The sequence below is a fragment of the Sphingorhabdus lutea genome (assembly GCF_001889025.1).
GTDB classification, from domain to species: domain Bacteria; phylum Pseudomonadota; class Alphaproteobacteria; order Sphingomonadales; family Sphingomonadaceae; genus Sphingorhabdus_B; species Sphingorhabdus_B lutea.
Genome location: NZ_CP018154.1, coordinates 2115160 through 2129751, shown reverse-complemented (window position 1 = coordinate 2129751; position 14592 = coordinate 2115160). Strand labels below are relative to the sequence as shown.

Annotated in this window: 13 protein-coding genes; 7 read left to right on the top strand and 6 right to left on the bottom strand. The window is 44.7% G+C overall.

The window, feature by feature from the left end; translation table 11 throughout:
* The first annotated feature begins 67 nt into the window (after positions 1-67).
* From LPB140_RS10120 to LPB140_RS10110, 3 genes are all read left to right on the top strand, one after another.
* Positions 68-757 (top strand): Crp/Fnr family transcriptional regulator, encoded by a 690-nt coding sequence (locus LPB140_RS10120; protein ID WP_072559726.1) that lies wholly within the window; start codon positions 68-70, stop codon positions 755-757.
* A gap of 126 nt (positions 758-883) precedes the next feature.
* Entirely contained in the window at positions 884-1753 is an 870-nt protein-coding gene (gene phhA / locus LPB140_RS10115) for a phenylalanine 4-monooxygenase (protein WP_072559725.1), read from the top strand.
* 177 nt (positions 1754-1930) lie between these two features.
* On the top strand, positions 1931-3829 hold the full coding sequence (locus LPB140_RS10110) for a putative bifunctional diguanylate cyclase/phosphodiesterase (RefSeq protein WP_198024111.1): 1899 nt from the start codon (positions 1931-1933) through the stop codon (positions 3827-3829).
* A gap of 9 nt (positions 3830-3838) precedes the next feature.
* Here LPB140_RS10110 and LPB140_RS10105 read toward each other — a convergent pair whose 3' ends face one another.
* The 3 genes from LPB140_RS10105 to LPB140_RS10095 all read right to left on the bottom strand — a co-directional run bounded on the left by LPB140_RS10105 (position 3839) and on the right by LPB140_RS10095 (position 7063).
* Positions 3839-4891 carry a 50S ribosomal protein L11 methyltransferase gene (locus tag LPB140_RS10105; protein ID WP_083550314.1) on the bottom strand — a complete coding sequence of 351 codons (1053 nt, stop codon included), beginning with the start codon at positions 4889-4891 and terminating at the stop codon, positions 3839-3841.
* Positions 4881-5666 (bottom strand): SDR family NAD(P)-dependent oxidoreductase, encoded by a 786-nt coding sequence (locus LPB140_RS10100; protein ID WP_072559723.1) that lies wholly within the window; start codon positions 5664-5666, stop codon positions 4881-4883. Before LPB140_RS10100 ends, LPB140_RS10105 begins: the two co-directional genes overlap by 11 nt.
* A 62-nt stretch (positions 5667-5728) precedes the next feature.
* Positions 5729-7063, bottom strand: coding sequence for a methyl-accepting chemotaxis protein (locus LPB140_RS10095; protein ID WP_072559722.1), 1335 nt, complete (start codon positions 7061-7063; stop codon positions 5729-5731).
* Positions 7064-7363: 300 nt separating this feature from the next.
* Between LPB140_RS10095 and sdhC the strand changes: the two genes are divergently transcribed.
* From sdhC to LPB140_RS10075, 4 genes are all read left to right on the top strand, one after another.
* The gene (sdhC, locus tag LPB140_RS10090; RefSeq protein ID WP_072559721.1) at positions 7364-7777 is read left to right on the top strand and encodes a succinate dehydrogenase, cytochrome b556 subunit; all 414 of its coding nucleotides are present in this window, start codon (positions 7364-7366) and stop codon (positions 7775-7777) included.
* A complete protein-coding gene (gene sdhD, locus LPB140_RS10085; protein ID WP_072559720.1) occupies positions 7770-8159 on the top strand; it encodes a succinate dehydrogenase, hydrophobic membrane anchor protein in 390 nt (129 codons plus the stop codon). The genes sdhC and sdhD overlap by 8 nt, the downstream gene beginning before the upstream one ends.
* The gene (gene sdhA, locus LPB140_RS10080) at positions 8159-9991 is read left to right on the top strand and encodes a succinate dehydrogenase flavoprotein subunit (protein ID WP_072559719.1); all 1833 of its coding nucleotides are present in this window, start codon (positions 8159-8161) and stop codon (positions 9989-9991) included. The genes sdhD and sdhA overlap by 1 nt, the downstream gene beginning before the upstream one ends.
* 74 nt (positions 9992-10065) lie before the next feature.
* The gene (locus LPB140_RS10075) at positions 10066-11304 is read left to right on the top strand and encodes an alkaline phosphatase D family protein (RefSeq protein WP_072559718.1); all 1239 of its coding nucleotides are present in this window, start codon (positions 10066-10068) and stop codon (positions 11302-11304) included.
* Between the two features lie 9 nt (positions 11305-11313).
* On the opposite strand, the gene LPB140_RS10070 is transcribed toward LPB140_RS10075, so the two are convergent.
* From LPB140_RS10070 to LPB140_RS10060, 3 genes are all read right to left on the bottom strand, one after another.
* Positions 11314-12912 carry a PH domain-containing protein gene (locus LPB140_RS10070; protein ID WP_072559717.1) on the bottom strand — a complete coding sequence of 533 codons (1599 nt, stop codon included), beginning with the start codon at positions 12910-12912 and terminating at the stop codon, positions 11314-11316.
* Positions 12909-13421, bottom strand: a complete 513-nt coding sequence (locus LPB140_RS10065; protein WP_083550595.1) for a PH domain-containing protein — start codon at positions 13419-13421, stop codon at positions 12909-12911. The genes LPB140_RS10070 and LPB140_RS10065 overlap by 4 nt, the downstream gene beginning before the upstream one ends.
* A 160-nt stretch (positions 13422-13581) precedes the next feature.
* Positions 13582-14577, bottom strand: coding sequence for an NAD(P)H-dependent flavin oxidoreductase (locus LPB140_RS10060; RefSeq protein WP_072559716.1), 996 nt, complete (start codon positions 14575-14577; stop codon positions 13582-13584).
* Between the last annotated feature and the right edge of the window lie 15 nt (positions 14578-14592).

The following is a 14592-nucleotide window of genomic DNA, read 5'->3' as shown; positions in this document are numbered from 1 at the left end:
CTCCTCCTCATGGTGCGACCTAAAGGCTTGCCAAGACCCTCTATATAATCGTAAAGGATGATTTAGAATGTTAAATAATTTACAATCACCAACTAAATATGGATTTATGGGAAATAATGCTGATTTTCCCAGCCTTATCTCCAGCCTGCCAATCGAAGTGGTGGATAAAATATTATCTGATGCACGGTTAAAAAAATATAAGGGCGGCGAGAGTCTGGCCATTACTGGTGATGATGTGGATAGTATTTGGTTGATTAAAAAGGGCCGAGTGAAATTGGGGCAACATGATCAGGATGGTAAATTTCATTTAATCATCATTATGGGGCAGGGGGATAGTTTTGGCGAGCTTGCCACATTGGGTGGCTTTACACGGGTTGTTGATGCGTTGGTTATGGGTGAAACCGAGATTTACAAAATTGATGCGCGTAAATTTAACAATATTGTTCATTCTGATATTAAAATATTATCCATGGTGACCGCCATTCTTTCCAAACAATTTCAAATTTTGGTTGATACATTTATCAAAGAACGCCACCGTTCGGCATCCTGGCGATTAAGTTATAATTTATATAGCATGTGCCGCGGGCTTGAAATGCCGGTCCATATACCTGTTACACAACAGGAATTAGGCGAGCTATTGGGGCTTTCACGCGTTACAATATCGGGGCTTTTGGAAAAAATGGAAAAAAGCAATTTGGTGAAACGTGAATATGGCGGCGTCACAGTGTTAAACCGTAATGGGTTATTAGATTTTTGACCCCTATTTTTCACCGATAAACGACATCACATTCGCTTTACAGCATAAGATATATTATGGTATCCAATGTAACTTGTTTTTCAAAATTTGCGGAAATATGCCGCATAGCAATAGAGATTTTCACCTATGTCACAAGATGATCTGCACGTTTATACACAGCGTCCCGCCCATAGCCGCGAGGATTGGACGGTTGATCAAAATTGGGATAATTTTACCCAAGATGAGCATGAAATGTGGGATCATTTATTCGCACGGCAGAGCAAAATGTTGCCTGGGCGGGCCTGCCGCGCCTTTATGCAGGGCATAGACGTATTGAAATTGGAAAAACCCGGCATCCCTGATTATGCGATATTGAATGAAAGATTGATTGCAGCAACAGGATGGCAGGTTGTGGCTGTTCCTGGCCTTGTCCCTGATGATGTGTTTTTTGACCATCTTGCCAATCGCCGATTTCCGGCGGGTAATTTCATTCGTAAACCGCATCAATTGGATTATTTACAAGAACCGGATATTTTCCATGATGTTTTTGGCCATGTGCCGATGCTGGCTGATCCTGTTTTTGCCGATTATATGCAGGCATATGGCAAGGGCGGGCTGCGTAGTTTGGAATATGATGCGTTGGACCATTTGGCCCGATTATATTGGTATACGGTAGAGTTTGGCTTGATTAAAGAGGATGGGGAGCTGCGTATTTATGGGGCGGGTATCGTTTCAAGCTATGGCGAGAGTATTTTCGCATTGGATGATGGCAGCCCGAACAGAATAATGTTTGATTTACAGCGTATTATGCGCACCGAATATCGTATCGATGATTATCAACAAAATTATTTTGTGATTGAATCTTTGGATGATTTGTTAAAGGCGACGGTGGAAACCGATTTCGGCCCGCTATATCGTGGGTTGGAACAATTGCCCGATATTAAAATCGCCGACTTAATTGACACGGACATCATATTGCATCGGGGCAGCCAAAAATATGCCCAATTAAAAACATAAAATATTTGGCGCGGTGATTGTCGATTTCAATTTTATAATATAATAAAATTATTCAAAAAGCGGTGAATATATCGACTTTTTTATAAATAATTAAGGTGTCTCCTCTATGCCAAAATTCATATAGGAGAATTATCTGTGTTGTTGGGCGCGGCTCAAAAAATTTGGTTGGAATTTAGCATGCGCGGGCACAGCGCATCGTTGATGCGTGAGCAATTTGCCGCGATTAAAAAACAAATACCCATCCTATATTCATTATTGGTTATCAACAGCTTATTCCTTGCCATTGTGATTAGTGAATCGGTGAGCCCCATTTTTGCTTTTGGTTTTCCGTTATTATTATGTGTCGGTGCGCTGATACGAATGATATATTGGCGGCGCGATATTGCACCGACGGCAAAATTGCGGGCAAAGCAAGTTCAACAAAAGCTTTATATAGTAAATATTGTCGCGCTTTTATTCACCCTATTACTTGGTTATTGGGCAATAACTGGCATGGTTTTAATGAACCCGCAAGATAGATATTATGCCGGTTTTTTTGCAATTTTAAGTTGTATTACATGCACATATTGCCTTTTAAGCATGCCCAGCGCAGCCTATATAGTTATCTTATTCGGGGCTGTTCCCATTTCGGTCAGTTTAGCCATTGTGGGTGATGGAAATTTGGCTTTGGGCGGGCTTAATTTAACCATCATCGGTTTATTGGTTACAAAAATGGTTCAGGCCCAGTGGGAACAGTTAAAAACCATGGTCCGGTCCAATATGTTAATTGGGTTTGAAAAAGCACGTGCCCACCGATTGGCCAATCAGGACGCTTTAACATTATTACCAAATCGGCGCGCATTTGTCGGCTGGCTTGATGCCCTAACGCCAAGGCAAAAGGAAAATGGCGTTGGTTTATTGTTGATAGATTTAAACGGTTTTAAAATGGTCAATGACACCTATGGCCATGATGTTGGTGATGAGGTGTTGAAAATTTCGATGCAAAGATTTGAAAAATGCTTAGGTGAAGGGCAGCATTTGGCACGATTGGGCGGCGATGAATTTGCGATATTGGTTTATAATGCAACCCAATCTAAAATCAGCGCCTTGGCTAGATTGATTATTACATCACTTACAAAACAAATTGAAATAAATGGCGTTTTCCATAATGTTGGGGCGGGAATAGGGTCAAGTTTCTCGGTTAAACGGGATGTTAAATTTGAACAAATGCTGAAACGTGCAGATATTGCGCTTTATAGCGCAAAAAAATCGCGCCAAAGCAAATATAGGCCCTTTATCCAATCAATGGAGGAGGCATTAAAGCGCCGTTCCGCGATTGAAAATGCATTAACCAATGAAACGGAATTTGCAAAAATTCAGCTATTATTCCAACCAATATTAAGCTCAAATAGCCATCATATTGTTGGTTTAGAGGCGCTTGCCCGTTGGAAAATTCCGCATATAGGGGATGTGTCGCCAAGAGAGTTTTTGCAAGTTGCGCAAGATATGGGCTTGATGGATAAATTATCCGAGCATTTATTCATAAAATTATTGGAAAGCATGGATTTTTGGCCGCAAAATATCTGGATATCTTTCAATATGAGTGCGCGGGAAATCATGTCAAAAAGGTCGCTGCAAAAATTGGTTAAATTGGCAGATAGCCGCGATTTTGATCTGACCAGATTAAAAATTGAATTGAAAGAAACATCGCTGGTCACTGATTTGGATGCGATGATAAAGATTTTAAATATTTTGCAGTCGCGCGGTGTTGGGGTGATTTTGGATGATTTTGGCTCTGGTCTTGCCGCTATCAGCGTGCTGCAAAAAATGAAAATCGAGATGGTGAAAATTGATCATCATTTATTGCATGAGGCGCGCAATTGCCCGCGCGCGCTGGATTTATATCATGGTTTATTGATGTTGCTGCGATCTATTAACATGCCCGTCGTGGCAACGGGCGTGGAAAGCGAAGATCACAAAATGATTTTACGGGCTTTGCCGGTGGATTATTTGCAAGGATTTTATATTGGCCGACCATTTAATGTGGGCGATGCGGCGGAATTTTTTGATCCTGCTAAATTATTGCAATTACAATAAATTTTCACATTACCATTCGCCATAATCACCATCTGTCTGGCTGGTCTTTCCATTGTGGATATAGGTTTCACGAACACCATTTTGCAAAATGCGTTTGAACATTAATGTGGGCCAGTCGCCATTTGCATGTTGCGAGACAAGTTGAAACCCATATTTTTCATATTCGGCAATCACCGTTGCCGATTGATTATTCAGCAATCCGGCAAGGATTAAGCTGCCATTTGTCGCGGCAATATTGGCAAAGGCGGGGGCAAGTTCCACCAAAGGGCCGGCCAAAATATTGGCAATTAACAAATCATAGGGCGCACGGCCCATAATTTGTGGATGGTCAGTCCCGCTGGCGACACACAATGATAATTGACCCGCTGCCTCGCCAATGTGAATATCATTTGCAGCGGCAAAACGTGCGGCCATGTCAATGGCAATGGGGTCAATATCGCTGGCTAAAATATGCGCCTGTGGCCATAAATGCTGCGCCGCAAATGCCAATAATCCGGTGCCGGTGCCAATATCGGCAATATTTGAAAAAGATGCGTCATTTATTGATAAATTATCAATTTGTTGCAAACATCCGGCGGTGGTTTCATGATGGCCGGTGCCAAATGCCTGAGATGCATTTATTTCAAAATTGCGAATTTGGGGATTTTGGCTTGGCGCGCAATTGCTGTCATGTACATAAAATCGACCAATATGCAGCGGCTCCATCCCTTGTTGGCTTAACGTTACCCAATCTTCATGGGGCACAAAAATAATATTTACATCATGGCCTAAATCTGCCTCTGGCAAAATATTGCTCAAAAATACTGCCACTTGTTCCGGCTTAATCTCGCTATTTAAATAAAATTCCGCGACCCAGCTTTGATGATCATCGGGCACAGTTTCGCGCGCGACAATGGTGGGTGTTTCGTCAAAAAACAGGGCGATATCATCAAAATCGGCAATGGCCTGCGCCTCAATTCGCGAACAGTTAATGGTGCATTTCCAGCTTCCACTTTCATCTTCATTATATGAATAGAGCGGTGGATTATTTCCATTATCGGGCATATTTTCATTATCTGACATAGCTTGCTCCGTTCACATCCATGACCGCGCCGGTCATGCTGGGCGGGGCGTTTAGCGCGCAAAATGACGCAATTTCGGCAATTTCTTGCGGGGTGGCAACACGGCCCAGTGGAATATCGCGCAGCAATTTTTCGCCGCCCCTGCTTTGCAAATATTCATCGGCCATGCCCGTCATGGTAAATCCGGGGCAGATGGAAAAGGCCAAAATTTCATGCGCGGCATATGCCCGTGCGATTGTTTTTGTCATGGAAACCATTCCCCCCTTTGCGGCGGCATAGTGCCAATGGTCGGGCGAATCCCCGCGATGTGCAGCGCGGCTGGAGATATTGATAATCCGGCCTTTAACAATAATTTCGCTGCTATTATTCATGGCGGCATTATTTACCCCCTCATCATTCAACCAACTCATGACCGCATGGCGCGATAAAATGGCCGCAGCGGTTAAATTTATATCGATGGTTGATTGCCAATTGGACAGCCAGTTATCATCGGCATTGATAATTGGATTTGAGGTAAAAATGCCGGCATTATTGATTAAAATATCAATTTTTCCGTCCCATATTTTTTGCGCCTCGTCCCATGATTTGCTGACGGCATTAACATTGGCGAAATCCGCTATGATATAATGTATATTGGGGTGCGGCGGTTTAATATTTAAATTTGCGCCGCTATGCTGAGCTATAATTTTGTGGCCCTTTTCGGCCAGATTAAGGGCAATTGCTGCGCCAATGCCCCGGCTGGCGCCGGTGACATAAATATGTTTATTTTTGTTCATCGCCAATGTTTAGGCAATGGGAGGCCGGATGGAAAGCCCCAAAGGCGTATTGATTAAAAAACTTACCCGTTGGAAATTTTCTTTAAGAAAGTATTTGAATTTTTCTCCAGCGCGCTAATTTGGCTATCCACCTTGCCCAATCCATCGGCAAGAGAGGACATTTCCTCAACCACCAATTCGGTATCACCGCGTATGGTGGAAATGGTGGATGACATAAGGTCGGCGGCCAAGGCAGTTTCGTCAACCGATGCGGTAATGGTCATCACGGTTTGTGCCTGATCTTCCATTGATTGGCGCAATCGCGCAGAAAATAATTCCAACTCATCCACGGTTTGTTTCATGACATTATTTGATTCAACCGTGGTTTGGGTTGCATTTTGAATATCGGAAATTTTATTGGCAATATCGTCGGTGGCCTGCGCGGTTTGGTGGGCAAGGCTTTTAACCTCCTGCGCAACCACTGCAAAACCTCGCCCTGCATCACCGGCCCGTGCCGCCTCAATGGTGGCGTTTAGGGCAAGCAAATTTGTCTGTCCGGCAATATCGCGAATTAAACCTAAAATGGATTCGATTGATTGCGATTGTTCGACCAATGTGCTGCCCGCGCTGGTTGAAAATTCGGATTGTTCCAACAATCTGGCAGATACTTTCGACGCGCTAATCACATCATTGCGTGTGTCCTCAATTGCGCGAATCAATCCGGCTGCTGTTTGGGCTGCCTCGCGCATGGCGACGGCGGATTGTTCCGATGCGGTGGCAACCTCAAATGCCTTGTCCAACATGCCGCGCGCCATATTTGCCGATTGAGAGCTTTGTTCACGCAAACGTTCGGATTGATTGGCGATTTCTTGGGTAAAGCCGCCGATTTCCATTTCAAATGCAACGCTTTGTTCGCTGCGCAACATGTTGATATTATTTTTATCCGCCTCGGCATAGGCATGGGCATATAATGCCAATTCCAAACTGCAATTCGCCATTAAAGCGGATGTCAGGTCGGAAATATTTTCCTCTGTTTTGTGATTAAACATTTTTTGTGACATGCAATTATTTATATGGTGAGTCGACGCCAATAACAGGCCCAAGGGCACTTTGCGTTCAAACAACATCACAATATGTTTTTCAATCCATTTTACCCATTGGGCATCTTCGTCATTTTGTAAACGGTCGCGAAGATAGGGGACAATGCGGTCAACGGCCATTTTGAACATTTTTTTGTCGTTTAGTTCACTGAAAAAACCACGTGAAAGCCAGAAATTCCAATATTCTGCGCACACTTCTTCTAAATCATTTTCAAGCATTGTACCGATTATACGGCATGATTTGGCATGTTCGCCATTTGGGTCAAATGTGCGTATCAACTCGATTGCGTTCTTTTCAAAATGTCCTGTGCTCGTCATAATCGCGCTATTCCTAGTTAAATAATATATTATTTGGTTTGAACGCACCCATTTGAGTCACCCAAATAAATATTAAATGTGATGTGTTTTTACATTTGGCACAAAATGGTTAATAGATTGTTAGCCATAAAAATCTGGTGAAAATTTAGCATATTATTTAGAAAAAATTGGGGTTTCGCTTGCACCCCTGATTTAATTGCGTAAATAGCAGCTATAAAGAAAAGCTGGTATAAGGCTGGGCTGAATATTATAAAAAATATGACGCACAGTTTATATTAAATAAATACAGGGTTATGATTGATGGATAAAAAGCAAACTCGTCCCATTTCACCGCATTTGCAGGTGTATAAATGGGGGCCGCATATGGCGATATCAATTTTTCACCGCATGACGGGTAATATTTTGGCCGTGGCCGGCGGGATATTATTGCTTTGGTGGCTATATGCTTTGGCAAATGGACCAGAATCCTTTCAATCATTTAAAGATTGTCTTGCATGGTATAATATCGGCTATGTCATTTTAATCGGTCTTAGCTGGACATTTTTTCAACATTTATTTTCCGGTATTCGCCATTTTGTCCTCGACATTGGCGCGGGTTATGAATTGACCAGTAATAAAAGCTGGTCAATCATTGTCTTTATCGCTGCTATTTTATGCACAACGGCCCTTTGGGCGTATATTTTTTATGCTTCAGGGAGTGTAACCAATGGGTAATGGAACAGGAATCGGACGCGTTCGCGGATTGGGATCGGCCAAATCAGGTGCGCATCATTGGTTGGTGCAACGTTTTACCGCGCTGACCAATGCGTTATTGATGGGGTGGTTAATTGCATCATTATTGATGCTGCCCAATTATGAATATGAAACATTGGCCGGATGGCTGTCCATGCCATTAGTTGCTGTTCCCATGATTTTAATGGTGGCCAGCATTTTTTGGCACATTAAATTGGGGATGCAGGTGTTGATTGAGGATTATGTCCATGATGATGGATTAAAAATCGGTGCGATGGCATTATTATATATTTACGCCATTGGCGGTAGCGTCTTTGGAATCTTTGTTATTACGAAATTAGCCTTTGCTGGAGTGCCTGCATAATGTCCGACAATGCATATAAAATTATCGACCATAGTTATGATACAGTTGTTGTTGGTGCGGGTGGCTCTGGCCTTCGTGCAACAATGGGCAGTGCAGAGGCGGGATTGAAAACCGCATGTATCACCAAAGTATTCCCCACACGCAGCCATACTGTTGCTGCGCAGGGCGGCATTGCGGCCAGCCTTGGTAATATGGGGCCTGACCATTGGACATGGCATATGTTCGACACAGTAAAGGGTTCAGATTGGCTGGGCGATCAGGATGCAATTGAATATTTGTGCCGTGAGGCACCCGCTGCGGTTTATGAATTGGAACATGCAGGTGTGCCATTTTCCCGCACCAGTGAAGGTAAAATTTATCAGCGCCCCTTTGGCGGCATGATGCAAAATATGGGCGAAGGTCCAGCAGCACAGCGCACTTGCGCCGCCGCCGACCGCACCGGTCATGCGATGTTACACGCCCTATACCAACAATCATTAAAATATGATGCGGATTTCTTTATTGAATATTTCGCCATTGATTTGATTATGGAAGATGGCCCTGATGGACCGGAATGTCGCGGCGTCATTGCCATGTGTATGGAGGATGGTTCAATCCACCGTTTCCGCAGCCATGGCGTGGTGTTGGCCACAGGCGGATATGGCCGTTGCTATTTCTCGGCAACATCGGCGCATACCTGCACCGGCGATGGCGGCGGCATGGTATTACGCGCTGGTTTACCATTGCAGGATATGGAATTTGTGCAATTCCACCCCACGGGCATTTATGGCGCGGGCGTTTTAATTACCGAGGGTGCGCGCGGTGAGGGCGGCTATCTGACCAATTCAGAGGGTGAGCGCTTTATGGAACGTTATGCCCCATCGGCAAAGGATTTGGCCAGCCGCGATGTGGTATCGCGATCAATGGCGGCGGAAATTCGTGAAGGGCGCGGCGTGGGCGCAGAGGGTGATCATATCCACCTGCATCTCGACCATATTGATCCCGCCATTTTGGCAGAGCGTCTGCCAGGCATTACCGAAACAGGTAAAATTTTCGCAGGGCGCGATTTAACCCGCCAACCATTGCCTGTTGTGCCAACGGTGCATTATAATATGGGCGGTATTCCCACCAATTATCATGGTGAGGTGGTTAATCCCACAAATGGCAATCCTGATCATGTTGTCCCGGGATTATTCGCCGTGGGTGAGGCGGCATGTGTGTCTGTGCATGGTGCGAACCGTTTGGGTTCAAACAGCCTTATCGATTTGGTGGTATTTGGCCGTGCAACAGGCAAAAGATTGGCCGAAAAAATTAAACCGGGCACTGCGCATCGTCCATTGCCGAAAAATTCAACCGATATGTCATTGGGTCGTTTGGACCATTTCCGTTATGCAAAGGGTGGCACGCCCACTGCAGACATAAGGTTGAAAATGCAAAAAACCATGCAAAAACATGCCGCTGTTTTCCGCGATAATGAGCTGTTGGAGGCCGGCAAGGTTGAGCTTGGCAAAGTATATGACAGCATGTCCGATATTGGCGTGACTGACCGTTCAATGATTTGGAATACCGATTTAATCGAAACGATGGAGCTTGATAACCTTATCAGCCAAGCAATGGTCACCATGCATGCCGCCGCCAACCGCAAGGAATCTCGCGGTGCGCATATGCAGGAAGATTATCCCGATCGCGACGATAAAAATTGGATGAAGCACACCACCACCACATTTGATGGATGGGGCGGACCGGATAAGGCGCGCGGTGCTGGCGAGGTGAAAATTGATTATCGCCCCGTTCATGAATTCACCCTGACCGAGGAAATAGAATATATTAAACCGAAAAAACGGGTATATTGATTTTCTTTGATGGATGACTTCAAATTGTCATAAAATTGGACCAAGGATTGGGCCGATAAAAATAGCTGAAATATATGGAGGCAGCACATATGAACCCCATTTATAAAGGCGCGATTTTATCGGCTTGTTCTGTGGCGATTTTGTCTGGTTGTTCAACTACGACCAACTATTATACCGCCGGTCCAATTACCAGCCAATCTGAAAAATCAGCAGTAATTGCGGCGGAAAAAAATGATGATAATCAGCCGCCAATGACCGCGCAGGAGGCTCTGCGACCTTATTATGCTGGATTGAAGGATAGCCTGCCCACTGCGCCAATGGCGGCGACATTATCCGATAATGAAGTGCTGACCCGATTTGCCTTTGGCTCTTGCGTTAATGAAAATCGCGATATGGAATTTTGGAACCAAATTGGCGCGCAAAATCCGCAATTATTTTTGTTGATTGGTGATAATGTCTATGGCGATACGGGCAGCACCAATGCGGCCAATATTCCCACCCTTTCGGATAGTTATAGACGGCTTTCCAGCCGCGCGGAATTTGCCAATTTTCGCGGGCAGGTGCCAATGATGACAACATGGGATGACCATGATTATGGCGCAAATGATGCGGGCGGCACATATGCGTATAAGGAATGGGCCGAAAAAATTTACGAAAATTATTGGCAGGTAAGCGATGAAGTGAAAACGCGGCCCGGCGTTTATGAAAGCCGAATTGTTGGGCCGCAGGGCAAACGTGTTCAGTTCATCATGCTGGACACTCGATTTTTCCGTTCCGATTTGGCGCGTTTGCCCTATCGTGAAAAGTCACCGCCGCTGGGTTGGTATATCCCTAATGAAAATGAAGACGCCACAATTTTGGGCGATGCGCAGTGGAAATGGCTGGCCGCTGAATTGAGCAAGCCTGCTGATTTGCGCTTTATTATTTCCTCCACACAAATATTAACCAGCGCCCATGGATATGAAGGGTGGGTGAATTTCCCCAAGGAGCGGGCGCGATTATATAATTTGTTGGACAGCAAAAATATCGCAAATGCGATATTCCTGTCTGGAGATCGCCATGCGGCGGCTTTTTATAAATATGATAAAGGGGCGGGAAAGAAACCCATTTATGAATTTACATCTTCATCGTTAAACTTTGCCTTTGGCAAGGGAGATGATGGCGAGAGAGAGCCAGATAATGTGCGTTTGGGCGGGCTATGGTCTGTGCCAAATTATGGCCAAATTGACATAAATTGGACCAATAGACAGGTTGTCATGGCGATGAAGCATATGGATGGCAAGGCGATAGAAACCAATAAAATTGAGTTTTAAGCCATTAAATCATTTGTTTAATTTGCTAAAATCAACTGGCGCGACCCTGTTCGCCAATAAATGCTGCATATAATATGCTTTGTTTGCATCAATATGACCGATGGAGATATATCCACCGCCAATGCCAAATTTTATACGCGCCAGACCCAATTTTTTCATAATAGGCCCTTGGACAACAGAAATTGATTGCACATTATCCTGCGGCAATATGGTGAATTTTTGATTCCACCAGCCGGTTTGATGATAGATAAAGTCATCATTCATTGCCCATTTTGTTCGCGTCCATGAAAAATAACTGGTCGCAATGGCAAAAATGAAAAATCCATATGTCCAATATATTGGCGCACCGGAGATATATGACGCAATGGCAATGCCCAATATGGGCAGGGGGATGATGAATAATAGGCCCAGCCACCAGCTTTGATGCGCAGTGCGATGAAATGTTAAGCCCTCGCTATCGGTATCAATTTTGGTGTGGGCCAATATGGCGTTAATTTCATTTAAATGTGCAAATGGTGCAGCAATATGGTCGCTTGCTTGCTTTCCATCATCGCCAATATCATGCGCCAGGCTGATAAATTTAAGGCCATGCCAACCCCAAATTTTACGTATTGCGCCGCTGGTAATGACGGCTGCTTGAATTTTGTTAATGGCGATAATCACATCGCTTTTGTTCATCAGGCCGCGAGTCCGGCGAAAGCCAGCGCCCATTAAGCGCAATTTATAGCCATATTCGCGTAATAATGTCTGGGTAATGCCAGTTATTATGCCAATGAAGATAAGGGAGAAAATGGCCGATAATGCGCCGAAAACACGCGCTGCAAATCCGTATTTTTCTATATTAAAATCTGTTCCAGTAAATAATTGAACCCAATGTTTCCAATCCCAAATTTCAAAAGGCAATAGGAAATCAAATTGTTGGGCAGCACCGGCCAAAACGGCAAAGATAATAAGCGAAAATTGAAAAAACCCAAAAATGATTATCCGCATATCATCCATTTGAAAAATAATATGCTGGGGCGCATCCATTTCTATATCATCGGCGGGGCGCTCACCATTATTATGGGATGAACTGGCGTATGGCGCATTTTTTTGACGGCGAACCAAATTACGTAAATTATCCGCCTCTTTCTGGGTTACAAAACGTAATTTTGCATCATCGCCCTTGCCCGATCCTGTTTCAAATTTTACTTGGGCCAGTCTTAAAATTTGTGCAATCAGATTTTGTTCAATACTAACATCCTGAATCCGGTCATAAGAGATGGTGCGGATATTGCGTGATATTATCCCGCTTTCAATGCGGATTTCATCCTCATCACAAATATAGGTAAAGCGCAGCCATATTAACCAATATGTTAATAAAGTGAGCAAAATTACCCCCATGATGATAAAGGGAATGGCTATATTTTCAATTTTTTGAATACCATAAATGCCTGCAAACATAGGAAATATTAAATTGGGCAATCCGGCGATAATATTGATGAATATACCCAAAAAGCTTGTCCTTTTGGGTATATTGATATGCGCGTCTTGCAAAATTGGCTGCTGCGCTGATGGCGGAGGGGGGGAGATATTTTCGCTATTCCCGCTATTTCCAATATCCATCATATATTTGCTTTGCGAATATAATGGCGAGCAGTGTCGCGCATTTGTTCTGCTTGATCACGGGTCAGACCAGGCAGGGTGACATGGCTATTATGTTGACCCGCTGTATATAAAATTAAATGCGCCATGCCGAAAATCCGTTCAATCGGCCCTTGCCCGACATCCACATGTTGCACGCGGCTAAATGGCACAATGCTATTTTGGTAAAATAGGAATCCGCGCTCAATTTCCAATCTATCATCGGCCATATCATATCCCCATCTGCGATATTTCCGCATGGGCAGCCGCCATAATAATGATGCAATAATAAAAATTACAGGAATGATGATACTGCCCATGGGCAGCAGCTCGGCAAATTCCAAAACGCCCGCGCCAATTAAAATAGGCAGCGCAAGCAAGCCAAATGACAGGCGCAAAACATTGACATAGGCAGGATCAAGTGGGGTAAGGCGGCTGTAGCTACCTTTAATTTCCTGTAATATTATTTCAGCTTCGCCTGTATCTATTTCCATAATAACCCCCATTTTCCATAAATATGGACGAAAGCCATCATCGCGGCAAGCAGCGACCCATTATAATTCGACAAACGTCATAAAATATCGACGATAAGCGAGATGAGGGCAGGTCTTCGCGCCCCTTAATCTTCATCGCGGACCTGTTATGTGAATATTTTTATGAAAGCGCCGCCTCGCCCTCTTTCATAATTTGCGCAATAATATCGGCCACGGGCTGTTCCTTTGTCACCATGCCAACCGATTGGCCCGCCATAATTGACCCATTTTCAACATCGCCATCAACCACCGCACGGCGCAGTGCCCCCGCCCAATAATGTTCAATTTGCAATTGGGCCTCCATCATATCGACCTTGCCCTCATCCAATAAATTGGCGACTTCGCGTTGTTTGGCCGTAAATTCCTCTGTGCCTTTATTTTTTAAGGCGCGAACGGGAATAACGGGAAGGCGCGGGTCAATTTGCACGCTGGCCACTGCATCGCGGGCATTGGCACGGAAAAACGCCTTTTTGAAATTTTCATGGGCGATGGATTCGGTAGCGCAGGCGAAAATAGTGCCCATTTGCACGCCCGATGCCCCCATGCGAAGATAGCTGGCCATTAAATCACCACGCCCGATGCCGCCTGCCACAAAAACGGGAATTTGGTCGGCCACTTCGGGCAGGATTTCCTGCGCCAAGACCGATGTTGCCACCGGGCCAATATGGCCGCCTGCTTCCATCCCCTCAATAACCAGTGCATCAACACCCGAACGGATGAATTTTTTTGCTAATGTTAGGGCCGGGGCAAAACAGACCACCTTTGCGCCGGTGGCCTTAATCGCCTCTAAACTGCCCTTTGGCGGCAGACCACCGGCAAGAACAATATGGCTGACCTTATGCTTATCGCAAATGGCGATAAGGTCGAAAAGCTGTGGATGCATGGTGATAAGGTTTACACCAAATGGTTTTTGGGTCATCGCCTTGGTCGCTGCAATTTCATTGTCCAATAATTCCGGCGTCATTGCGCCGCATGCAATCACCCCAAATCCTCCCGCATTTGAAATGGCACTGACCAAATGACGTTCAGAGACCCAGCTCATCGCGCCGCACATAATGGCGGTGTCACAGCCCAAAAATTCGGTGCCGCGCTGCATTAACGTTGATAAATTACTCATAAAATTCTACTTTAC